24 protein-coding genes, 2 tRNA genes and 1 pseudogene are annotated in these 21,720 nt (G+C 68.4%); 13 read left to right on the top strand and 14 right to left on the bottom strand.

The window, feature by feature from the left end; genetic code table 11:
• Positions 1 to 97 precede the first annotated feature (97 nt).
• The 5 genes from AC3ANR_RS08030 (at position 98) to AC3ANR_RS08010 (ending at position 4,421) form a co-directional block, all read left to right on the top strand.
• The gene (locus AC3ANR_RS08030) at positions 98 to 1,456 is read left to right on the top strand and encodes an NAD(P)H-dependent oxidoreductase (RefSeq protein WP_488291355.1); all 1,359 of its coding nucleotides are present in this window, start codon (positions 98 to 100) and stop codon (positions 1,454 to 1,456) included.
• Positions 1,457 to 1,515: 59 nt separating this feature from the next.
• Positions 1,516 to 1,591 (top strand) — tRNA-Ala (locus AC3ANR_RS08025).
• Positions 1,592 to 1,604: 13 nt separating this feature from the next.
• Positions 1,605 to 1,680, top strand: a tRNA-Lys gene (locus tag AC3ANR_RS08020).
• A 541-nt stretch (positions 1,681 to 2,221) separates the two neighbouring features.
• Positions 2,222 to 3,433, top strand: coding sequence for a CaiB/BaiF CoA transferase family protein (locus tag AC3ANR_RS08015; RefSeq protein ID WP_488291354.1), 1,212 nt, complete (start codon positions 2,222 to 2,224; stop codon positions 3,431 to 3,433).
• A gap of 16 nt (positions 3,434 to 3,449) precedes the next feature.
• Positions 3,450 to 4,421 carry a Bug family tripartite tricarboxylate transporter substrate binding protein gene (locus AC3ANR_RS08010; RefSeq protein WP_488291353.1) on the top strand — a complete coding sequence of 324 codons (972 nt, stop codon included), beginning with the start codon at positions 3,450 to 3,452 and terminating at the stop codon, positions 4,419 to 4,421.
• A 14-nt stretch (positions 4,422 to 4,435) separates the two neighbouring features.
• Here the strand turns inward: AC3ANR_RS08010 and AC3ANR_RS08005 are convergent, their stop codons facing one another.
• On the bottom strand, positions 4,436 to 5,170 hold the full coding sequence (locus tag AC3ANR_RS08005; RefSeq protein WP_488291352.1) for a hypothetical protein: 735 nt from the start codon (positions 5,168 to 5,170) through the stop codon (positions 4,436 to 4,438).
• Positions 5,171 to 5,210: 40 nt separating this feature from the next.
• Entirely contained in the window at positions 5,211 to 6,173 is a 963-nt protein-coding gene (locus AC3ANR_RS08000) for a Bug family tripartite tricarboxylate transporter substrate binding protein (protein ID WP_488291351.1), read from the bottom strand.
• 140 nt (positions 6,174 to 6,313) lie between these two features.
• On the opposite strand from AC3ANR_RS08000, the gene AC3ANR_RS07995 reads away from it, so the two are divergent.
• The 4 genes from AC3ANR_RS07995 to AC3ANR_RS07980 all read left to right on the top strand — a co-directional run bounded on the left by AC3ANR_RS07995 (position 6,314) and on the right by AC3ANR_RS07980 (position 10,310).
• On the top strand, positions 6,314 to 7,108 hold the full coding sequence (locus AC3ANR_RS07995; protein WP_488291350.1) for a crotonase/enoyl-CoA hydratase family protein: 795 nt from the start codon (positions 6,314 to 6,316) through the stop codon (positions 7,106 to 7,108).
• Between the two features lie 38 nt (positions 7,109 to 7,146).
• Positions 7,147 to 8,049, top strand: coding sequence for a LysR family transcriptional regulator (locus tag AC3ANR_RS07990; protein ID WP_488291349.1), 903 nt, complete (start codon positions 7,147 to 7,149; stop codon positions 8,047 to 8,049).
• Between the two features lie 97 nt (positions 8,050 to 8,146).
• Positions 8,147 to 9,304 carry an acyl-CoA dehydrogenase family protein gene (locus tag AC3ANR_RS07985; protein WP_488291348.1) on the top strand — a complete coding sequence of 386 codons (1,158 nt, stop codon included), beginning with the start codon at positions 8,147 to 8,149 and terminating at the stop codon, positions 9,302 to 9,304.
• Between the two features lie 13 nt (positions 9,305 to 9,317).
• Entirely contained in the window at positions 9,318 to 10,310 is a 993-nt protein-coding gene (locus AC3ANR_RS07980; protein WP_488291347.1) for an acyl-CoA dehydrogenase family protein, read from the top strand.
• Here AC3ANR_RS07980 and AC3ANR_RS07975 read toward each other — a convergent pair.
• The 7 genes from AC3ANR_RS07975 to nhaR form a co-directional block, all read right to left on the bottom strand.
• On the bottom strand, positions 10,279 to 10,974 hold the full coding sequence (locus tag AC3ANR_RS07975; RefSeq protein ID WP_488291346.1) for a 3-hydroxyacyl-CoA dehydrogenase NAD-binding domain-containing protein: 696 nt from the start codon (positions 10,972 to 10,974) through the stop codon (positions 10,279 to 10,281). The genes AC3ANR_RS07980 and AC3ANR_RS07975 overlap by 32 nt on opposite strands.
• Before the next feature lie 39 nt (positions 10,975 to 11,013).
• Entirely contained in the window at positions 11,014 to 11,892 is an 879-nt protein-coding gene (locus AC3ANR_RS07970; RefSeq protein ID WP_488291345.1) for a universal stress protein, read from the bottom strand.
• The gene (locus tag AC3ANR_RS07965) at positions 11,867 to 12,928 is read right to left on the bottom strand and encodes a TerC family protein (protein WP_488291344.1); all 1,062 of its coding nucleotides are present in this window, start codon (positions 12,926 to 12,928) and stop codon (positions 11,867 to 11,869) included. Before AC3ANR_RS07965 ends, AC3ANR_RS07970 begins: the two co-directional genes overlap by 26 nt.
• Before the next feature lie 46 nt (positions 12,929 to 12,974).
• Positions 12,975 to 14,048, bottom strand: a complete 1,074-nt coding sequence (locus AC3ANR_RS07960) for an NAD(P)-dependent alcohol dehydrogenase (protein ID WP_488291343.1) — start codon at positions 14,046 to 14,048, stop codon at positions 12,975 to 12,977.
• A 99-nt stretch (positions 14,049 to 14,147) separates the two neighbouring features.
• Positions 14,148 to 14,654, bottom strand: a complete 507-nt coding sequence (locus AC3ANR_RS07955) for a universal stress protein (protein ID WP_488291342.1) — start codon at positions 14,652 to 14,654, stop codon at positions 14,148 to 14,150.
• A gap of 64 nt (positions 14,655 to 14,718) precedes the next feature.
• A complete protein-coding gene (locus tag AC3ANR_RS07950; RefSeq protein WP_488291341.1) occupies positions 14,719 to 15,075 on the bottom strand; it encodes a universal stress protein in 357 nt (118 codons plus the stop codon).
• A gap of 325 nt (positions 15,076 to 15,400) precedes the next feature.
• Positions 15,401 to 16,315, bottom strand: coding sequence for a transcriptional activator NhaR (gene nhaR, locus AC3ANR_RS07945; protein ID WP_488291340.1), 915 nt, complete (start codon positions 16,313 to 16,315; stop codon positions 15,401 to 15,403).
• Here nhaR and AC3ANR_RS07940 point away from each other — a divergent pair.
• A complete protein-coding gene (locus AC3ANR_RS07940) occupies positions 16,238 to 16,669 on the top strand; it encodes a TFIIB-type zinc ribbon-containing protein (protein WP_488291339.1) in 432 nt (143 codons plus the stop codon). The two genes, nhaR and AC3ANR_RS07940, sit on opposite strands and share 78 nt — an antisense overlap.
• 11 nt (positions 16,670 to 16,680) lie before the next feature.
• Complete coding sequence (locus AC3ANR_RS07935; RefSeq protein WP_488291338.1) at positions 16,681 to 17,079, top strand: TerB family tellurite resistance protein; 399 nt, start codon at positions 16,681 to 16,683, stop codon at positions 17,077 to 17,079.
• Between the two features lie 62 nt (positions 17,080 to 17,141).
• Here AC3ANR_RS07935 and AC3ANR_RS07930 read toward each other — a convergent pair whose 3' ends face one another.
• From AC3ANR_RS07930 to AC3ANR_RS07915, 4 genes and pseudogenes are all read right to left on the bottom strand, one after another.
• Positions 17,142 to 17,294, bottom strand: a complete 153-nt coding sequence (locus AC3ANR_RS07930; protein WP_488291860.1) for a hypothetical protein — start codon at positions 17,292 to 17,294, stop codon at positions 17,142 to 17,144.
• Positions 17,295 to 17,342: 48 nt separating this feature from the next.
• Positions 17,343 to 17,396 (bottom strand): annotated as a pseudogene (locus AC3ANR_RS07925) (hypothetical protein); the annotation flags it as partial.
• Positions 17,397 to 17,767: 371 nt separating this feature from the next.
• Complete coding sequence (locus tag AC3ANR_RS07920) at positions 17,768 to 17,941, bottom strand: DUF2188 domain-containing protein (protein WP_488291337.1); 174 nt, start codon at positions 17,939 to 17,941, stop codon at positions 17,768 to 17,770.
• Between the two features lie 78 nt (positions 17,942 to 18,019).
• Positions 18,020 to 18,250 carry a hypothetical protein gene (locus AC3ANR_RS07915; RefSeq protein ID WP_488291336.1) on the bottom strand — a complete coding sequence of 77 codons (231 nt, stop codon included), beginning with the start codon at positions 18,248 to 18,250 and terminating at the stop codon, positions 18,020 to 18,022.
• Positions 18,251 to 18,325: 75 nt separating this feature from the next.
• Here AC3ANR_RS07915 and AC3ANR_RS07910 point away from each other — a divergent pair, with 75 nt between their 5' ends.
• Both AC3ANR_RS07910 and AC3ANR_RS07905 read left to right on the top strand, forming a co-directional pair.
• The gene (locus AC3ANR_RS07910; RefSeq protein ID WP_488291335.1) at positions 18,326 to 18,595 is read left to right on the top strand and encodes a hypothetical protein; all 270 of its coding nucleotides are present in this window, start codon (positions 18,326 to 18,328) and stop codon (positions 18,593 to 18,595) included.
• 62 nt (positions 18,596 to 18,657) lie between these two features.
• Complete coding sequence (locus AC3ANR_RS07905) at positions 18,658 to 19,896, top strand: multidrug effflux MFS transporter (RefSeq protein WP_488291334.1); 1,239 nt, start codon at positions 18,658 to 18,660, stop codon at positions 19,894 to 19,896.
• A 70-nt stretch (positions 19,897 to 19,966) separates the two neighbouring features.
• Here the strand turns inward: AC3ANR_RS07905 and AC3ANR_RS07900 are convergent, their stop codons facing one another.
• Positions 19,967 to 21,655 carry a DEAD/DEAH box helicase gene (locus tag AC3ANR_RS07900; protein ID WP_488291333.1) on the bottom strand — a complete coding sequence of 563 codons (1,689 nt, stop codon included), beginning with the start codon at positions 21,653 to 21,655 and terminating at the stop codon, positions 19,967 to 19,969.
• Positions 21,656 to 21,720: the final 65 nt, after the last annotated feature.

Below are 21,720 nucleotides of genomic sequence, written 5' to 3'. Positions count from 1 at the left end.
CATGCCGGACTCGATCCGGCATCCAGTTGCAGGACCTCGTCCGCGACCCGCGCTGGATGGCGGGTCAAGCCCGCAATGACAAGCCTCCGGAGAGCCCATGAACCTGTATTCCAAACTCCAGCAACGCGCCGCCGCCGGCAAGCCGGTGCGCATCGGCCTGATCGGCGCCGGCAAGTTCGGCAGCATGTACCTGGCCCAGGTGCCGCGCACGCCGGGCGTGCACCTGGCCGGCATCGCCGACCTGTCGCCCGCGAATGCGCGCGCCAACCTCGCCCGCGTGGGCTGGGAGGCGCAGCGCGCCGGGGCCGCCTCGCTCGATGCCGCCATCCAGGCCGGCACCACGCACGTCGGTGACGACTGGCAGGCGCTGGTGCGGCACCCGGCCATCGACGTGATCGTCGAATGCACGGGCCATCCCATCGCCGCGGTGGACCACTGCCTCGAGGCGTTCGCGCACGGCAAGCACGTGGTCAACGTCACGGTGGAGGCCGACGCCTTCTGCGGACCGCTGCTGGCGCGCCGCGCGGCCGAGGCCGGCGTGGTGTATTCGCTCGCGTTCGGCGACCAGCCGGCGCTGATCTGCGACCTGGTGGACTGGGCGCGCACCTGCGGCTTTCCGGTGGTGGCGGCCGGGCGCGGCCACAAGTGGCTGCCGCACTTCTGCGAGTCCACGCCCGAGACGGTGTGGGGCAACTACGGCCTCACGCCCGAGCAGGCGCAGCGCGGCGGGCTGAACCCCAAGATGTTCAACAGCTTCCTGGACGGCTCCAAGCCCGCCATCGAGAGCACCGCCGTGGCCAACGCCACGGGGCTGGGCGTGCCGGGCAACGGCCTGCTCTATCCGCCGGCGAGCGTGGAGGACATCCCGTACGTGACCCGCCCGCGCAGCGAAGGCGGCGTGCTCGAGCGCAAGGGCATGGTCGAGGTGATCTCCTCGCTCGAGCCCGACGGCCGCAAGATCCCCTACGACATCCGCATGGGCGTGTGGGTGACGGTCGAGGCCGAGACCGAGTACATCCGCAACTGCTTCGAGGAATACAACGCCCACACCGACCCCAGCGGGCGCTACTTCACCCTCTACAAGCGCTGGCACCTCATCGGCCTGGAAGTCGGCGTGTCCGTGGCCTCGGTGGCGCTGCGCGGCGAGCCGACCGGCGTGGCCACCGGCTGGAACGCGGACGTCGTGGCCACCGCCAAGCGCGACCTGGCGCCCGGCGAGCTGCTCGACGGCGAAGGCGGCTACACGGTCTGGGGCAAGCTGCTGCCGGCGGACACCTCGGTGCGCCTGGGCGGCCTGCCGCTGGGCCTGGCGCATGGCATCAAGGTCGTTCGGCCGGTGAAGAAGGGCCAGTCGCTGTCGTGGAACGACGTGGCGATGGACACCTCCACCCGTGCCTGGCAGTTGCGCAAGCAGATGGAAGACCTGTTCGCGACCCCGTTGCAGCAGGCCGCATGAGCAATTCGAACCGCCGGCCGCGAAACCGCTCCGCAATGCGCTAAAATAACGCTCGTTGTGGGGGGGTAGCTCAGCTGGGAGAGCGTCGCGTTCGCAATGCGAAGGTCGGGAGTTCGATCCTCCTCCTCTCCACCACAACACTGTTTTCGGGTTCTTAGCTCAGTTGGTAGAGCAGCGGACTCTTAATCCGTAGGTCGAAGGTTCGAATCCTTCAGGACCCACCACCCAAGCCTTGTGGCACATGGAAGCGGCGCTATCGCATCGGTAGCGCCGCTTTTCTTTGTGCTGGCCGGTGACAGTTCAGTGACATTCGATGCAGTTCTCGTGCTGCAAGCTGAGCAAGCAGCGGCCACACATTCCTCAAGCCTGGTCTGCTTGTGGCAGCTGCCGGGGGCCAGTGCGGCCCGGGCGGGCCGCTCCTGGAGCCCAGGCGTTTCGCAACAACATCTGCTTCAGCTTTCGACGGACACGCCGGTCCAGACGGATTGACAAGATCGCGTCACTTTGGACAGGGCTGCCACGCCGCGCCATGTCCTGTCGCTCCAGGTCGCTGGTGGTTTGGGCCACCGTCGCTGACGTAGTCCCGAGCGCGCTGCGCCGCCATGGCTTTTGTCTATAGACCGGGCGCGAAACGGTATTGGACCGGCCCGACAACAAACCTTACCCTTTGCTCCAAGCTCGAGCAGCCCGTCCCGGACCTTTGCTGATGCAGCAACCGCCGGGTCCGGGAAGTGCCTAGCCCAAACCTTGAACGGAAGTTTCTTCGTGAGCCGTCCTCCCGCCTCCTCCGGCCCACTCGCCGGGCTCCGCATCCTCGACCTCACCACCGTGATCATGGGTCCTTATGGCACCCGGATCCTCGCGGACATGGGCGCCGACGTGATCAAGGTCGAGCCGCCGGAGGGCGACTCGTTCCGCAACTACGGTCCCTACCACCATGCGGGCATGGGCGGCTCGGTCCTGAACCTGCACCGCAACAAGCGCAGCATCGAACTGGACCTGAAGGACGAGGGTGCGCAGCGCGCCCTGCATCGCCTGATCGCTTCCGCCGACGCACTGGTGCACAACCTGCGGCCCCAGGCCGCCGCTCGGCTCGGGCTCGACTGGGACAGCGTGCGCAGCGTCAATCCGAACCTGGTGCTGTGCGCCGCCCGCGGCTTCAGCGAGGCAGGACCGTACGGACAGAAAGCCGCCTACGACGACCTGATGCAAGCCGGCTCCGGCTTCGCGGCGCTGAACCAGCAGCTGCATGGCGAACCCCGCTATGCGCCGATGGCCTGGTGCGACAAGATCGCCGGCCAGGCGATCGCCTATGCCGTGCTCGGCGCTCTGGTGCACCGCGAGCGTGGCGGCGGCGGCCAGGAGGTGGAGGTGCCCATGTTCGAGGTCTCCATCGACTTCACTCTGGTTGAGCACTTCGGGCCTGCCGCGTTCGAGCCGCCGCTCGGCAAGGCCGGCTTCAAGCGCCAGCTCTCCAGCACGCGCAAGCCCTACCGCACCAGCGACGGCTTCGCCTGCATCCTTCCCTACTCGGACCGCAACTGGAAGGATTTCTTCGCCTTCATCGGCCGGCCCGAGCTGGCCGGCGAGCCGCGCTACCGCACGATGGCCGATCGGGTCACCCACGTCGACGAGCTGTACGCACTGATCGACGAGCACGCGCCGCGCCACTCCACCCAGGACTGGGTGGCCTTCTGCGACGAAGCCAGCATCCCGTGCATGCCGGTGATCGCCATCGACGACCTCAAGAACGACCCGCACGTGGTGGCCACCGGCTTCATGGAAGTCGGCACGCACCCGAGCGAAGGCACCTACCAGCAGGTGCGCTCGCCCCTGCGCTTCAGTGCCACCCCCTATGAACTGCGCCGGCATGCGCCGCGAGCCGGCGAACACACGGCCGAAGTGCTGCGCGAAGCGGGCATCGACGAAGCCGAAGTGGCGCGCCTCAGCGCCGCTCGCAGGAACGCCAACGATTGATACCAAGGAGACATCCATGAAGTGCCTGAACCGGCTCTGCGCAGCCGTCCTCGCGGTGGTCGCAGTGACCAGCGCCGTGGCCGCCGAGCCCTATCCCAGCCGCCCGATCCGCATGGTGATCGCGTTCCCCGCAGGCGGACCGACCGACGTCAATGCGCGCCACTTCGCGCAGGCGATGAGCGAGCAGCTGGGCCAGCCCGTCATCGTGGACAACAAGCCGGGGGCCGGGGGCAACGTCGCCTCGACGCTGGTCGCCGGCGCGCCCGCCGACGGCTACACGATCCTCTACAACACGTCGTCACTGCTGCTCGGGGCGCTGCTGTACACCTCGGCGAAGCACGACCCGATCAAGGACTTCGTGCCCGTGGTGCGCACGGCCGGCGTTCCCCTGGTGGTCGCGGTCAATCCCACGCTGCCCGCCCGCACCATGCGCGAGTTCACCGCGCTCGCGAAGAAGCAGCCCGGCAAGCTGAACTACGCGTCGTCGGGCAGCGGCACCATCGACCACCTGGCGGGCGCGCTCGTGGCCAGTGAGCTGGGCCTGAAGATGGAGCACGTGCCGTACAAGGGCACGGCGCCCGCCCTGACCGACCTGGTGGGCGGCAGCACGCAGATGATGGTGACGACGCTGAACACGCTGGTGCCCTTCATCCAGGACAAGAAGCTGGTGCCGCTGGCGATCGCCTCCGACCAGCGCACGCCGATGCTGCCCGACGTGCCGACCCTGGGCGAGGCCACGGGCCTGCCGAACATGCAGCTGACCGCATGGAACGGCATCGTGGCGCCGGCCGGCACGCCGCCCGCGATCGTCAACCGGCTCAATGCGGTGGTGAACAAGGCGCTGCAGCAGAAGGAATTCGTCGACAAGCTGCGCGCCAGCGGCGCCGAAGTCTACGGTGGCACGCCCGCGGCGTACGGCAGCTTCCTGCTCAGCGAGCTGACCCGCTGGAAGACGGTGATCCAGCAGGCCGGCGTCACGCCGCAGTAAGCCGGGAGCGCCGCTCAGCGCGGCGCGTACTCCGGTTCCGTCGGCGGCACGTGCAGGGCGACCAGTTCCGCGCCCGCGCTGCCGGCCACCAGCTCCAGCGTCTCATCGGCGGTGGCGAACACCGACTCCCACAAACCCAGCGCCTGGCCGGCGGCGTCCAGCGTCCCGGACAGCACGAACACGAACGCGCCGGTGCTCGCCGCGACGTGCGCAAACGACCAGCGTGCCGCGGGCGGCAGCCGCACATGCCGCACGGCGAGGCCCCGCTCGGGAGCGATCGCGAAGCTCTCGTCGATGCGCGCCAGGGCGGACAGCTGCTGCTCGCTCCACGGCGCACCCAGCGACGCCTGCGCATGCCGTTTCGGGCCGCGCACCATCTTCTCCCGCGCTTCGGTGGCGGGAATGAACCCGGTGTCGAACACCGGCCGGATCGTGAAGTACTTGAGCCCTTCCGGTCCTGACAGCAGCGGTCCGTAGCCGGTGTACGCACCCGCGTAATGCACGGTCACCGGGTCCACCGGGACCCGCCCGATCGTGCCGCTGCCGGCCACGAACAGCTGGAACTGGTTCTGCCGGTGGAAGTGGGTCTGCAGCGTGTAGTCGGGCGGCTGCTCCGCCAGGAACACCGTCGGCGAGAGGACCGGGTCCTGGCCGCACTCCATCCACTCGCCCTTGAAGAACGTGCTCTCGGCAACGGCGATCTCGCGGCGCCGCCGTGCCGAATGTGCCTGCGTGCCCGTGGCAATCATGGATGGCTCCTCGTTGCGGATCGAAGCGACGGTGCGGCACTCATTCCGGCTTCACGCCGGCCGCCGCGGCGACACTCTTCCAGCGCGCGATCTCGGATCGGACGTGCTGCGCCGCGGCTTCCGGCGTCGAGGCCGTGGCCACCGCGCCCTGCTTCGCGAACAGCTCGTGCACCTCCGGCTGCGCCAGCACCTTGGCCACGGCGGCGTTCAGGCGCTGAACGATGGCGGGCGGGGTGCCGGCCGGCACCAGGAGGGCCTGCCAGGAACTGACGTCGTAGCCGGGGACGCCGCTCTCGTTCACGGTGGGCAGCTCCGTCGCGGCGGGGGAGCGCTGCGCGGTGCTGACACCCAGGCCACGGACCTTGCCCGCACGCACCTGCGGATACAGGGTGGAGATCGGATCGAACAGCACGTTCACCTGGCCTCCGATCAGGTCGGTGATGGCCGGTGCGCTGCCCTTGTAGGGCACGTGCAGCATCTTGATGCCCGTCATGGTGTTGAACAGCTCCACCGCGAGCTGGATCGAGCTGCCGGCGGTGCCGAAGGTGAGTGATCCGGGCTTCTCCTTGGCGAGCTTGACCAGGTCGGCGAGGTTCTGCGCCGGCACCGAGGGATGCACCGCGATCACCAGCGGCTGGACGGCAAGCAGGGACACCGGCGTGAAGTTCGCGATCGGGTCGTACGGCAGCTTCGCGAAGGTGGCAGGATTGGTGCCGAAGGTGGAGATGTTGCCCAGCAACAGGGTGTAGCCGTCCGGCGCCGCCTTCGCCACCACCGCGCTGCCCAATGCGCCGCTGGCGCCAGCCTTGTTCTCCACCACCACTGGCTGGCCCAGTTCCGTCGACAGCCGGGCGGCCACCGCACGGCCCACGACGTCGGTCACGCCGCCGGCGGGGAATGGCACGATCAGCGTGACGGGCCGGCTGGGATAGGGCTGCGCCACGGCAGCCGCGGCGCTGAAGGCCAGCACCATGCCGGCCACGAGGCGGTTGTACAGCTTCATCGCATTTGTCTCCTAGTGTCTTCGTCGGCCGTTATACCGCCGGCCTGCCGCTATACGGAAACGCGATGGCCATTCGCCGATTCGCTATTGGACTTGCGGTCCCCAGCCACCATAGTCTCGCGACGATCCGAGAAAACACCATGCCCGACTTCCTCATCTACGAACAGCACGGCGCCCTGGTCACGCTGACCATGAACCAGCCCGAGCAGCGCAACCCGCTCACCGGCAACACCGCGGTGGCCGAGTTGCTGCAGGCGATCGACCGCATCGACGCGGACCGCAGCGTGCGCTGCGTGATCCTCACGGGGAACGGACCCTCGTTCTGCGCCGGTGGCGACATCCGTGAGATGAAGCGCCAGGCGACACCCGAGGTCTCGGAGATGGACATCCGGCAGGAGTACCGCCGGGGCATCCAGCGGCTGCCGCTGGCCCTGTTCAATCTCGAAGTGCCGGTGATCGCAGCGGTCAATGGCCATGCCCTCGGCGCGGGGCTGGACCTGGCCTGCATGTGCGACATCCGCATCGCCTCCGAGAAGGCCAGGTTCGCCGAGAGCTTCGTGAAGCTGGGGATCATCCCCGGCGACGGTGGCGCCTGGCTGCTGCCGCGCACGATCGGGCTGGCGCGCGCCGCGGAACTGGCCTTCACCGGCGACATGATCGACGCCCAGCAGGCGCTCGCCTGGAACCTGGTCTCGCGCGTCGTGCCGCACGAGCAGCTGATGGATGCCGCGCGCGAGCTCGCCGGCCGCATCACGGCGAACTCGTCGCACAGCCTGCGGCTGGCCAAGCGCCTCATGCGTGAGGCCCTGCATTCGCGGCTGGATACAGTGCTCGAACTCTCGGCCGTGTTCCAGGCGGTGTCCCACAAGACCGACGACCACCGGGAGGCGGTGGACGCCTTCCTGGAAAAGCGCGCGGCCCGTTACGACCGCTAGCGAGCCGGGTATGCTCGGGCCCACTCCCCCGTGTGCCCATGGACCTGCGACGCATTCGCCATTTCAACGTACTGGCCGAGACGCTGAACTTCAGCCGCGCGGCCGAGCGCCTGCACATCGCACAACCGGCCCTCTCGGTCTCGATCCAGAAACTGGAGACGGAGCTCGGCACCAAGCTGTTCGAACGCACGCCCACCGGCGTGCTCCTGACGCCCAGCGGACAGGCCGCCCTGCTCGAGGCACGGCGCCTGCTGTACCACGGCGAGCAGTTGCTGCGTACCGCGCGTGATGCGGCCGAAGGCACCGGCGGCAAGCTGCGCATCGGCTTCGTCGGCTCGGCGATCTATCGGCTGATCCCGACACTGATCCCCAGCTTCCGGAGCCAGTATCCCGGCGTGGAGCTGGTGCTGCGCGAGGGCACGTCGACCCGCATCCTGGAAATGCTGAACGAGGAGGCGCTCGACGTCGGCATCGTGCGCACGCCCTTGCTGCAGTCGCACTCCGCCACGCTGCACACGCTGCAGCGCGACAGCTTCGTCGTCGCCTTGCCGCGGACGCACCCGCTGGCCGCGCGCGACTCGCTGCGGCTGGTGGACCTCGCGAACGAGGCTTTCATCATGTACACGGCCGACGATGCCACCGGCCTGCAGGTGGCCGCGATGACGGCCTGCGAGGCGGCCGGCTTCCTGCCGAAGATCGCGCAGGAAGCCACGCAGGTCCCCACGCTCGTGGCGCTGGTGGAAAGCGGGCTGGGCATCGCGCTGGTGCCGGAGGTGATGCGCGGGCATCGCGAGCCGCAGGTGGTGTACCGCAGGTTGCACACGAGCGACGCGCCGGAGACCACGCTCGCCCTGGCCTACCTGGGCGGCAGCGAAAGTGCTGCGGCACGGCGCTTCATCGACCTGACCAAGGCGTTCCCGCAGGCCAGCATACGCGGCTGACGTCATCGCGTCTGCCTATGGCCGGCGCGCAAATCGCTATTGGACAGGGCAGCTCCGGCCTCCTAAGCTCGCGGCCACTTCGACCCTTCCCCGATCCATGGCTGACCTTCTCGACAATCTCCGACGCGCCGAGCTTCCGGCCGAGGCCGAGGCGTTCCGCGTCGAAGTCAAGGACTTCATCGCGCGCGAGCTGCCCGCCGCCGGCGCCGATTCCCGCGCCCGCTCCTGGATGGCCTTCGATGCCGAATTCAGCCGCAAGCTCGCGGCCCGCGGCTGGGTCGGCGTCACGTTGCCCAAGGCTTTCGGCGGCGCCGATCTCGACGCGTTCCGTCGCTACGTGCTGGTGGAGGAACTGCTGGCCGTCGGCGCGCCGGTGGGCGCGCACTGGATCGCCGATCGGCAAAGCGGACCGCTGATCAACAAGTTCGGCAGCCAGGCGCAGAAACAGTTCTACCTGCCACGCATCTGCCGGGCCGAGGTGTTCTTCTGCATCGGCATGAGCGAGCCCAACTCGGGCTCGGACTTGGCGAGCGTCGGCACGCGTGCCGTGCGCACCGGCGAAGGCTGGCGCCTGAACGGACGCAAGGTCTGGACAACCAACGCGCACAAGTGCGACTACAGCATCGCGCTCGTGCGCACGTCCGGCACGCCGGCCGAGCGGCAGGCGGGACTGTCACAGTTCATCGTCGACCTCAAGCTGCCCGGCGTCACGGTGCGGCCGATCGTCGACCTCACGGGCGACGCGCACTTCAGCGAGATGTTCTTCGACGACGTCCTGCTGCCCGAGGGCGCGCTGGTCGGCGAGGAAGGCCAGGGCTGGCAGCAGGTGAACGCGGAGCTCGCGTTCGAACGCAGTGGGCCCGAGCGCCTGTACTCCAGCATCGTTCTCCTGGATTCCTGGATCCGGTGGCTGCGCGAGACCGGACAGGCCGAGCAGCACCTGGAGACGATCGGCCGCTGCGCCAGTCACCTGGCAACGCTGCGCCAGATGTCCATCGCGGTGACCGCGAAGCTCGCCGCCGGCGGCAGCCCGGTGGTCGAAGCGGCGCTGGTCAAGGACCTGGGCACCACGTTCGAACAGGAGATCCCGGCGCTGGTGGAAGCCGCGACGGGAGCGGACCCCGCACGGCCGCCGGACGGCGAACTGCTGCGCGCCCTCGCCTACGTGAGCCAGATGGCTCCCACCTATTCGCTGCGCGGCGGCACCCGCGAGATCCTGCGCGGCATGATCGCGCGCGGCCTCGGCCTGCGCTGAAAGGACGACACGGATGTTCGCCGAAGCCATTGAAGCGATCCTGGAGGATCGCTGCACTCCCCAGGCCGTGCGAGCCATCGAGGCCGGCGGCAGCGCAGCTCCGCTGGCCGCGGCGCTGGAGGAATCGGGCTTTCACGCCTTGCTGGCCAGCGAAGAGGATGGCGGCGGCAACGCCGGCTGGCCGGATTTCCATGCGGTGGTCCACCTATGCGGCATGTACGCGCTGCCGCTGCCGCTGGCGCAGACCATGGCCGCCCGCGCGCTGGTTCGTTCGCACGGCCAGTTGCCGCAAGGACTGATCACCTTCGCTCCGGCGCTGTCGCGCGGCGCCGACGGGACCCTCCAGGCGGAGCTCGTTCCCTTCGGACGCACCGCATCGCACGTGATGGGTGCGGCCGGCGATCTCCTGGTGCTGCTGCCGGTGGCGGGTGCGCGCCAGCAGGCCACCGGCGTGCGCGGCAGCCTTGCCGCCTCGTTCCGCTGGGACGCAGGTTCGGCCACGGTGCTGGAAAGCACTGTCCAGCCCCGTCAGCTGCAGGCCCTGGCCGCCGCGGTGCACGCATCGCTGCTCGCCGGCGCCATGAAGCGCGTGTTCGACATGACGATGGCGTATGCGAACGAGCGGGTGCAGTTCGGCAAGTCGATCGGCAAGTTCCAGGCGATCCAGCACCAGATGAGCGTGATGGCCGAACACGTCACCGCCGCGTCCATGGCGGCGGAAGCCGCGTTCCACACGAGCGACGGCGTCCTCCCGCGCCCGGCCGCCTGCGCGGTGGCGAAAGCACGTGCCAGCGAGGCCGCGCAGTTGGTGGCCGCCACCGCGCACGCGGTGCACGGAGCGATCGGCGTCACCGAGGAATACGACCTGCAGCTGTACACCCGCCGCCTGCACGACTGGCGACTGGCGCACGGCTCCGAGACGCACTGGAACCGCGAGCTCGGCCGCCTGTGCATGACCGCGGACGAGCCGTTGTTCACGGACTTCGCGCGGATGCTGCTGGCGTGAGGGACGCCCGGGGACCACCCCGGGTCAGGACTCGTGGTCCGGAGAAAGCCGGCACCGCGAGCTGCGTGATCGAGATCGACGAGGTGTTGCTTGCGATTACCGCGTCGCCGTCCACCACGCGCTCGATCTCCTTGAGGATGCGCAGCTTCAGCTCGAGGTTCTCGGTGGCCGCCTCGATGACGAAGTGGACCCCCTTCAAGTCCTCGTAGGAGGTCGTGGTCCGGATGCGGCGCAGTGCCTGGTCCTTCTCCACGTCCTGGAGTTTTTCCTTCTGCACCAGCCTGTCCAGGCTGGAGCGGAGGGTCGACAGGCCCCGCTCGAGGGCGGCGGTGGAGACGTCGATCATCGTGACGTCGAGCCCGGCCAGCGCGCAGACCTGCGCGATGCCGTTGCCCATGGTTCTGGCGCCGATCACGCCGACGGATTGAAGGCTCATGGTGTCCTGGAGAGTGGAGGATTTCGGAATGGAGCCGCCCGGACGAGCGCTGGTGACGAGTGCATCGGCGGCGGCCAGGGCATCGCGGCGGTTTTCGAGCGGGCCTGACGTGGGCCACCGACTGAGCACCATCGCAACGCGCACCGGCGATGCGGAATGAGCATCCGAGCGCGATGCGCCTAGGGATTCCCGGAGCATCCGCAGGATCGCGACCGTGAGTGGCTGCACACATGAACCATGAGCTCTCGCATCGGACGGGAGAAAAGATCAGCGCATCAGGACCACAGGCACTTCGCTTTCGTGCGCCGTCCTCAGTGCCACCGAGCCCATCAGAAGATGGTGCATCGCGCCGCGCCCACGCGTGGCCATCGCGATCAGGTCTGCCGCGTGCAGTCTTGCGAAAGCGGCAACCCCAACGTCGGGCGCTCCCGTCAATCGATGCTCTACGTGGGTGATCCGGGCAGCAGAAAGCATCTTTGCTGCCGCTTGAAGAGCCTTGTCCGACTCCAAGGAACTCGACTGCTTCACTATGTCGTCGTGAGGCGGTGCTATCGCGGCAGCCAGGCTCAGCGGGGGGCCGAAATGGACCAGGTCCACGTGCATGCGACCAAGCGGTTCCGCGCAGGACGCGAGCCGCTCGATCGCCCGCAGGGACTCGGGCGATCCGTCCACCGGCGCCGTCACGCGCACGCGTCTTCCGAGCTCGATCGGAAGCTTGGCGTCCGGCCGTACCAGTACCACGGGACGGTCGGCTGCTGTTGCAACACGCAGGGCCACGGAGCCGATCTTGTAGCCTCCGACAACACCGGGCCGACCGCTGCCCATCACCAGTGCCGTGACACCTCGCTCGCTAGCCTCGGCAAGGATGATGTCGCTGGGTGCCCCGATGCGGACTACGGATTCCAGGTCGAACGAGCGCGGCTCGAACACGCGGCGCACTTCCTCGAGCCGGCGTCGTCCTTGTTCCAGCTGTGCTGCTTCCAGCACGGGCTGCGGCAGGCCGGCCTGCGGCAGGAGATGGACCGGCGGACGCTGCACATTGAGCAGCGTCACGCGCAACGCTGAACGGTTGCCGGCGTAAGCGGCAACGAGCCGACAGGCGTGCAGCGCCGCGTCGGAATCATCGATGGCTAGCAGGATGTTCAACGGTTCTTTGGCCCGCAGATGGACTGGCTCCGTGCTCCGGCTTGCGCTTGGCCGCGAACGGGTAGGCGCCCACGGGGCGTCCCTTCGGAGGAACCCTCAGGGACAGCAACATGGTCGCGGCCAGCACCAGGACCGTGAAGCCCAGAGACCAGGCAACCGGGATCTTGTAGACGTCGATGAGGAGCATCTTGGCGCCGATGAACACGAGGACGATCGCAAGCCCGTAGGTGAGCAGGTGGAAGCGCTCGTGCATGCCGGCGAGCAGGAAGTACATCGCGCGCAGGCCCAGGATGGCGAACACGTTGGAAGTGAGCACGATGAAGGGGTCGGTGGTGATCGCGAAGATCGCGGGAATCGAGTCCACGGCGAAGATCACGTCCACGATTCCGATCAGCAGGATGACAACCAGCAGCGGGGTGGCCATCCGAACGCCGTTGACCCGCGTGAAGAAGCGCTCACCGTCGTACCCCGGCGCGATCTTCATGTGGCGATCGATCCACCTGAGCATCGGGTTGTTGTCCAGGTCCGGCTCCTGGCCCGCCGCCCACCACATCTTGGCGCCGGTGAAGACGAGGAATGCTCCGAAGACGTAGAGGATCCAGTGGAACTGCGCGATCAGCCAAGCGCCCACCAGGATCATGCCGGCGCGCAGCACGAGGGCGCCGAGAATGCCGATCATCAGCACCCGCTTCTGGTACTCCGCCGGCACGCCGAAGTAGGTGAACAGCATCAGGAACACGAAGATGTTGTCCACGGCGAGGGCTTTCTCCACCAGGTAGCCCGTCACGAACTCCAGGGACTTGGCACTCGCGAGCGCCTGCCGCTGCGCATCTTCGGAGGCGCCACCCAGGTACCACCAGAGCCAGCCCACGAACATCCCGGAGACCGCCATCCATATCACAGACCAGATCGCCGCCTCGCGGATCGAGACGGAGTGGGCGCCTTGCCTGTTCAGGGCGAAGAAGTCGATGGCGAGCGCGGCAAGCACGAGGCCGCCGAACAGCATCCACATTTGGGGCGTTGCGGTGACGTCCATGGATCCTTCTTGCGATGGCGGGTTGCGCGATTCGTCGTGGACCCGATCACGGCGTGATCGCGACCTTCAGCACGCCGTCACGCTGGTGTCCGAACAGCTCGTAGGCCTTCTCGATGTCGTCGAGCTTGAAGCGGTGCGTCACCATCGGACCCAGGTCCAGACGTCCGGCCTGGATCACCGACATCAGCCGGCGCATGCGCTCCTTGCCGCCTGGGCAAAGCGTTGTGACGATCCTGTGGTCGCCGAGCCCTGCGGCGAAGGCATCCAACGGGATCTTCAGGTCACCGGAATACACGCCCAGGCTGGACAAAGTGCCACCGGGCCGCAGCACGCGCAAGCAGGACTCGAAGGTCGCTTGGATCCCCAGCGCCTCGATTGCGACGTCGACGCCCCGGCCGTTCGTGAGGCGCATGATCTCCTGCACGGGCTCCTGGCGGCTCGCGTCGATCACGACGTCCGCACCCATGCGCCGCGCAATCTCCAACCGGCCGGCGATGCGGTCTACGCCGATCACGGTGGTGGCGCCGCTGAGCTTGGCTCCGGCGGTGGCACACAGGCCGATCGGTCCTTGCGCGAAGACGGCTACCGTGTCACCGATGCGAATGCCGCCGCTCTCGGCGCCGCCGAAGCCGGTGGACATGATGTCGGGGCACATCAGCACCTGCTCGTCGGTCAATCCGTCAGGAACCACGGCGAGATTCGTCATCGCATCAGGCACAAGCACGTACTCGGCCTGGCAACCGTCGATGGTGTTGCCGAATCGCCAGCCGCCCAGCGGCTTCCAGCCGTGGGCGGTGCCCGCGCCGTCCTGCGCGCCGTAGCCGCATTGGCAGGCATTGCTCCAACCGCTGGGCGTGATCGCGCCGGCGATCACGCGCTGGCCCTCGTGATAGCCGCGAACTGCCGAGCCGAGCTTCTCGATCACTCCCACCGGTTCGTGCCCGACGGTCAAGCCCTTGGCCACTGGGTACTCGCCTTTCAGGATGTGGACGTCCGTGCCGCAGATCGTTGTCGTGGTCACGCGCAACAGTGCATCCAGCGGCCCCACATCTGGAATCGGCTTCTCGTCAAGCACAATCCGACCGGGTTCGACGAACACCGCTGCCTTCATCTTGCCCATGAGAACCTCCTGTCCCAGGATTGCGCTGGAATCTTCACACTGAAGGCCGCCTGAGAGTTGACGCTGGTCAACTGGTGAGCCGGTCGAAACCGGCACAGCTCAGGACCCGCCCACCCAAAGCAACGCGAGGCCGGCGCCCACGCCGGCTGGGACGCCGACCCGTTCGATCAAGCCAGCCGGGGCGCCGCCAATCACCTCGACAGGCACCGAGCAGCGCTCGATGAGGCGGCTGGTCAGCGAGTCCTCCACCGCACGCACCAGCGCACTCTTGCGCGCCGTACCGATGAGGACCCGGTCGCAGCGCAGCCGGCGCGCAGCGTCAGCGATGCACCGAGCCTTATCGCCGACCTCCATGTGCACGCAATGCGCGACGGCAGCATCGTCGAGCATCCGCCTCGCCTCGGCCAGCGCTTCGTCGGCGCGTTCGCGATGGAATTCGGCACGCAGTTCACGGCCGACGTGCCGCGCGATATGCGCGGAGAAGGGAGGCTGCACGTTGAGGAGATGGATCATTCGAGCGTCTCCGCGGCGGAAGGCGCGCGTTGCGTGGCGTACCGCGAGCAGTGCATCGGGCGATCCGTCGCAAGGAAGGAGGAGCGTGGTCATGTGAATGGGCCCAGGCAAGGTTGAATGGAGTCCCGATGGCTGCCCCAGAGAAGCGGAACAACCCCTACTTCTCGCGCACCAGGAGGAGCGACGAGGCCGTGCGGGTGGCCACCCGCGCTGCGACCGATCCCAACGAAGAGAACCGGTGCGCACCGAAGCCGACCGACCCCATCGCGAGGACGTCCGGCTTGACTTCCTGCGCATAGGCAGCGAGTGCGTCTCCCGGATCGCTGCCGACGCGGCGCGCCTCGACGGCGTCCAGTCCCGCAGCGCGGAGGATGACCTGAACCGGCGCGAAAAACCGTACGGAAGGCCGCGTCCTGCATCGCGCGCGCCTGCGCCGGCTCGATACCGGTATCCACTTCGCGGTGAAGCCAGCCGGGGATGACGAGCCGAGACAGTTCGGGCACGACGTGGACAAGGAGGATCTCCGGCCGGCCACCGCCTGCGGGCTGTCTGGGGGATACCGGCGCAGGCCTGTGGGAGCGATGTGCAGTGGGCCCGGCACCAGGGCGATCTCGCACGCCTCGGCTGCTCCCCGTGGTGGTCGTCCGCAAGACGTTCCTCGAGCGGCGACGCTCATGCCTGGACTTTCGACGACATTCATCAAGCGACCCCTTCTGTGCACCACATCCGGTGGGAATGGGTGGAATCTTGCGGGAGTCGCTAGGGCGCGAAAAGCAGATTTTCCGGTCGCATCCTTCGGTATTCTGGAACCGACACCGGCTTCCCCCTTGCCGGGACGCCTATGCAAACAGCTCGCTGCGGGCCGCTTCCGTGATGGCGGCGACGCCCGGGTGCGTGATCCGCCTCTCGACCGAGATCGCGTAGAACTCCTCCACCAGGTCCTGCGGCGCGCCGACCTGCTCCACCTGGTACTGCCTGGAGATTTCCTTGGCAAGGATCGCAGGTGCCGGGAAGCAGCCCAGCCCTTCGCGGCCAAACGCCTTCATCAGGGCCGTGTCTTCGAACTCCGCCGCGATCGGTGGCGACAGGTCGTGCTGGCGCATCCAGGCATCGACCCGCGGCCGCAACGCCGATTCCGACCCAGGAAGCAGCATCGGCAGGAGTTGCAGGCATCCGGGAAAGCGGGCGCGTGCCTGGCGCGCGGTGATCCCGTGTCGGGCAGACAGCTTGTCCGACGCGAAGAAGGCGATGGCGCTGCGCCCCAGCAGGTGGGTGTACGCCTTCACCCCCAGATTGCCAGGCAGTGGAACATCCGAGACGACGAGGTCCACCCGGCGAAGGGCGAGTTCGGCCATCAGGTTGGTCAGTTTGCCTTCCGGACAGACAAGCCGCGGCGCCGGCTGCAGTCGCAGCGCGGGTTCCAGGACATGGTAGGCAATCGCCTTGGGCACCGAATCGACGAACCCCACCTTGAGCACCGGGGCACGCGGTGCATCACGCCCGCCGCGAAGCGCGTCCTCCATCTCCCGTCCCAACGTGAAGATCTCGTCCGCGTACTGCATCACCATCCGTCCCGCTTCCGTGGGCTCCACGCCGCGCCCCGCCTTCCTGAGCAGGGGCAGCCCAAGGCGCTCCTCGAGCTGGTCGATCTGGGTGCTGAGGGTCTGAGGAGAGAGATGCAGCTTCTCGCTCGCGCGCACGACGCCCCCTTCGCGCACGACCATCCAGAAGTATTGAAGGTGCTTGTAGTTCATTGGCGCTTCGGTTTCCTGGAATGGTCGTCGCTATTTTTCGACTTTTCAAGCAAGGTCGTCGTCCCTACAGTGAGTTCCATCACCACGGAGCGAACCCACATGTACTGCCCCACTTGCACATCAACTCGCCTGGTCCTTGCGCAGCGCCAGGGCGTGGAAATCGACTCTTGCCCGGTTTGCCGCGGGGTATGGCTGGACCGCGGGGAGCTCGACAAGATCCTCGACCGCGCCGAGCCGCGGCGGGCCAGGGACGACAGCGGCACGCCGGGAGACCACCCTTGGGCACGCGATGCCGGACGTCCCGGCGCGCGCGGGCGGCGCCGCGAAAGCTGGCTTTCCGAACTCTTCGACTGAAAGGAATCCCCATGCGCCGCTATCCCGCCGACAGCCCGCGCGCCGCCGCGCGCGTCGTCGCACTCCTGCTGCTCGCGGACGGAGCCGTCTCCCGCAGCGAGCTCAATGTCCTCGTCCGCCTGGGCGTCCACGAGCGCCTGCAGATCAATCCGATGGAGATGCAGGATGTTCTCGAGAACCTCGCCCGCGACCTGTTCGAGTTCGGCGCGAACTGGGACTGCTCGGGCGGGCTGCACCCCATCGCGGTGAGCTGCGTGCTCGACGACGTGACCGATCCCCGGCTTCGCAGGATCGTGCTGGACATCTGTCACGCCGTTGCGCAGGCAGACAGCCACCTCGCCGAAGCCGAGAACGCGATGCTTGCGCACGCCCTGCACCAGTGGCAGATCCCCTCGTGCGAACCCGCGTAAGGGGATGCCGGTGACGGAGGCTGGCCCACGCCCGGCCTGCCCCGTTCGATACGGTAGATTCGTCATGGAATTGCCTTCGCGCCGCCTTCATGGAACCCGCCGACGCGGCGCAGCACGGACTTCTCGGCCTCCAGCACGACCAGCAGCAGGATGCCCACGGCCACGAGGCGCAGGCCCCAGTCCAGTGGCAGCGCCTCGGTTCGGAACAGCCACATGCCGAAGATGCCGGCCAAAAAGAGCGTCGAGACCAGCAGGATCCGCCAAACCAGGAAACGCGAGAGCAGCGGGTCCCCGGGGGGCCGGGGCGGCCGCCGCATGACTCCCGCTCGGTAGGTTCGAAAGCCAGCACCATCGCCAGTGCGACCGATCCCACCATGTTCACCCACAGTACCTGGGCCGGCTGGATCGGCAATGCGATGCCGAGCAAGACCGCGAGCAGAAGCGACAGCGACTCTCCCCCGTTGACCGGCAGCATGAAGCTCACCGTCTGCATGCGCGATCGATGGCCCGCAACCTGCCACGTCGACGAGTCGTTCCCCACCGGCGAGTCGGTCGCCGCGGGTTCCGCCCTTCCACGAGACACAGCGCTACGTGCCGCGCGTGCTGGACCTGACCGCCGATTCCAGACCGGGCGCGAACGCCGGGCCTGATCCGCTCCTTGTCCAGATCGCGCGCGGGCGCGCGGCGTTCAGTCCGTGTCCGGGCCCGCCTCGCCACCGTCGTCGAGTCCGTGGTGGCGCGCCCACTCCTTGGCCTTGGCGATGCCCACGCGGATGGCGAATCCCTCGTCATGCCCCTCGTCCAGCAGCGCGTTCGCGATCTGTACCGCCTTGTCGCGCACGGGCGGCGGCAGGTGGCGCATGGAGGGTGGGTAACGTCCAGTCGTCCAGGGCATGACCGCAACGCCCGCGACGGTCGGAGCCCGCTCCCGGGCCGCCGGTCAGGACCAGAGGAGCAGCATCACGCCGCCCCAGACGGCGAGCGCCGCCGCGATGCCCGTCCAGAAATATGGTGTCCCGACCAGGCCTGCATCTTCCGGTGCCATGAGTTCCGCCTCCCAGGTTGGGAGTTCCATCTCCCAGTCGGGATCGATCGTGGTGGGGTCGCGGCCGCGCGGCCGTAGGACGGCGTTGTCGGCCGCCGTGCGCCAGCCGCGCCAGGGCGAGCTCATGGTGAGACGGCGTCCTACACGGCGGCGGGCGATCGTTCGCTACCGCTCAGGCACGCGCCTTGCCATCATCCGCCGGTGATCCAAGACATCAGCCCCAATGAGCGCCAGCTGCTCGCGAACCTGCTGCGGGCGAGCGGCCGCGAGCCCGACAGCTTCACCGTCGTCCTGCAGCCCGACGGCCTGGTGCGCGTGAGCGGCCCGCGCGGCACGGCCTTCTATCCGCGCGAGAGCTGGTTCACCCGCTTTTCGCGCCACCTGGACAAGGCGTTCTTCGACCCCGAGGTGCCGCCGCCGGCCGGTCCCCGGCTGGCGCGCAAGCGCACTGTCGAGATGGGGCATGCCTGAGCCGGTAGGATGCGGGTCGGCATGACCCGCATCGCCCCCCTGCACCTTTCCGCTTCCTCCGCATGAATCCCGACGCCGCCACCCTGTGGCGGGCGCCGCGCTGGGCGCTCGCCGTGCTGCTGGCAATGCTGGGCATGCTCGGCCCGTTCTCCATCGACACCTACATCCCGGCGTTCTCGGGCATCGCGGCCGCGGTGGGCGCGAGCCCCGTCGAGATGCAGCAGACGCTCTCGGCGTACCTGTTCGGGTTCGCGTTCATGAACCTGTTCCACGGCGCGCTGTCGGACAGCTTCGGCCGCCGCCCCGTGGTGCTGTGGGGCATCGCGGTGTTCACGATCGCCTCGGCGGGCTGCGCACTGTCGCAGACGATCGGCCAGCTGGTGTTCTTCCGCGGCCTGCAGGGCCTGTCCACCGGTGCCGGCATCGTCGTCTCGCGCGCGGTGATCCGCGACATGTTCCCGCCGGCCCAGGCCCAGCGGGTGATGAGCCAGGTGACGATCTACTTCGGCGTCGCGCCGGCCATCGCACCCATCATCGGCGGCTGGCTGTTCGTGCACGCGGGCTGGCATGCGGTGTTCTGGTTCCTCACCGGCATCGGCGTGCTGCTCTGGTCGGCCAACTACAAGCTGCTGCCGGAGACGCTGCACGTCACGCACCGCCAGCCGTTCCACGTGCGCAACCTGATGCAGGGCTACTGGCAGCTCGGTGCCAACCCACGCTTCCTGCTGCTCGCGCTGGCCAGCGGCGTGCCTTTCAACGGCGTGTTCCTGTACGTGCTGTGCGCGCCGGCGTTCCTGGGCGAGCACCTGGGCCTGGCGCCGACGCAGTTCTTCTGGTTCTTCGTGCTCACCATCACCGGGATCATGGGCGGCGCCTGGCTGAGCGGGCGGCTGGCCGGCCACATCGCGCCCAAGCGCCAGATCCGGCACGGCTTCGTGATCATGCTGGCGACGGCGCTGGTGAACGTCGCGGCCAACCTGCTGTGGCCGGCGCACGTGTCCTGGGCCCTGTGGCCGATCGCGTTCTTCGCGTTCGGCTGGGCGCTGATGGTGCCGGTGATCACCCTGCTGGTGCTGGACCTGAGCCCGGAGCGGCGCGGCATGGCCTCGTCGCTGCAGGCGGTGATCGGCTCGACGGCCAACGGGATCGTCGCCGGTGCGATCGCGCCGCTCGTGATGCACTCGACGCGGGCGCTGGCGGTTTCCTCGCTGCTGATGCTGGGCGTGGGCCTGCTGTCATGGATCTACGTCCACTGGCGCTGGCCCGACATCGGCCGCCATCCGACGGCGCATCCGGCCTGACAAGGAAAAACGCGCCGGGGATTCCGGCGCGTTGGATGCGATCGGCGCAGGGGCGCTGGGCCCCTGGCGTTCAGCGCGCGGGCTTGTAGGCCCGCTTCTTGGCGTCGCGCGGCACGAACGCCTTGCCGCCGCCGGCCGGGCGCGCCGGCTTGGCGAACCCTTGCGCGGGCTTTTCCCACGGCGTGGCGGCGCGGCGGCCATCGCGCTCGCCGCCACCACCACCGAAGTCACCGAAGCCGGCCTTGCGGCCATATTCGCCGCCGCCACCACCACTGCGGCCGAAGTCGCCGCCGCCGTTGCGGCGCGGTGCGCCGCTGCGGTGCGGCGGCGGGCCGCCACGGCCCTTGCCGCCGAAGCCCTGCGGCGCGCGCGGGGCGCGCTGCTGCGGCTCCATGCCCGGAATGACGTCGGCATGGAACGGCTGCTTGGTGTACGCCTCGATGTCGAAGATCTTGAAGCGGTCGCGGAACTCGGCGAACGTGACGGCCAGGCCATCGCGGCCCGCGCGGCCCGTGCGGCCGATGCGGTGCGTGTAGTCCTCGCTCTTCATCGGCAGGCCGAAGTTGAACACGTGCGTGATCGTCGGCACGTCGATGCCGCGCGCGGCCACGTCGGTGGCCACCAGGATCTGCACCTGCCCGTTGCGCAGCGCCATCAGGCGGCGGTTGCGCAGGCCCTGGCTGAGCGCGCCGTGCAGCGCGACGGCCGAAAAGCCCTCCTGCTGCAGGTCGTTGGCCAGGCCGTCGCATTCGATCTGGGTCGAGGCGAACACGATCGCCTGGTCCATCGACGCGTCGCGCAGCCAGTGGTCCAGCATCGCGCGCTTGTGCTGCGCATGGTCGGCCCAGAACAGCACCTGCTTGATGTTGGCGTGCTTTTCCTGCGGCGAGTCGATCTGCACCTTCTGCGGCTGGCGCATCACGCGCGAGGCCAGCTGCTGGATGCGCGGCGCGAAGGTGGCGCTGAACATCATGGTCTGGTGGCGGGCGCTGGTCAGCTGGTTGATCTCGGCCAGGTCGTCGGCGAAGCCCAGGTCCAGCATGCGGTCGGCCTCGTCGACGACCAGGAAGCGCACCTGGTCCAGCTTGATCTGCTGCGAGCGCTGCAGGTCCAGCAGGCGGCCCGGCGTGGCGACCACCAGGTTGGCGTTCTGCAGCCGCGCGATCTGCATCTGGTACGGCATGCCGCCCACGACGTTGGCGATGCGCAGGCCTTTGCAATGCTTGACCAGGTCGATGGCGTCGTGCGCCACCTGCTGCGCGAGTTCGCGCGTCGGGCACAGGATCAGCGCGCCGGGCGTGGCGGCCTTGAAGTGGCGCGGGTCGGCCGGATTGCGGCGCTTGCGCTTGGGCGGCGCCTCGCCGCGCGCGGCGGCCTCGTCGGCCAGTCGCTGCTGCTCGGCGCGCTCCTGCTCCTCGGCGTCCGCCTGCTGCTGGATCAGCGTGTGCAGCACGGGCAGCAGGAACGCGGCGGTCTTGCCGCTGCCGGTCTGGCTGGAGACCATCAGGTCGATGTAGGCGGCCTCGCCCTCGCCGCCGGTGGGCAGCGCGCGCGGGATCGCCTCGGCCTGCACCGCGGTGGGCTGCGTGAAGCCCAGGTCCTCGACGGCGCGGATCAGTTCGGGCGCCAGGCCCAGCTTGACGAAGCCGTTCGGCAGCGCCGGCGCCGGCGCCGGCGTGGCGACGGAGGTCGTGGTGGTGTCGATGTCGGAGGATTGCGCAGGCGCGAAGTCGCCCTGCACGTCGAACGTGTCGGTCATGAAGTTCTCTTGCGACCGCGCCCGGAGGGAGCGGCCGTCGTCAATGGTTAAGGAACATCAACCAT

This window comes from Ramlibacter sp. JJN2-2R (assembly GCF_057747835.1).
The sequence above is the reverse complement of the archived record's forward strand: the minus strand, read 5'-3'. Positions and strand labels throughout refer to the sequence as shown.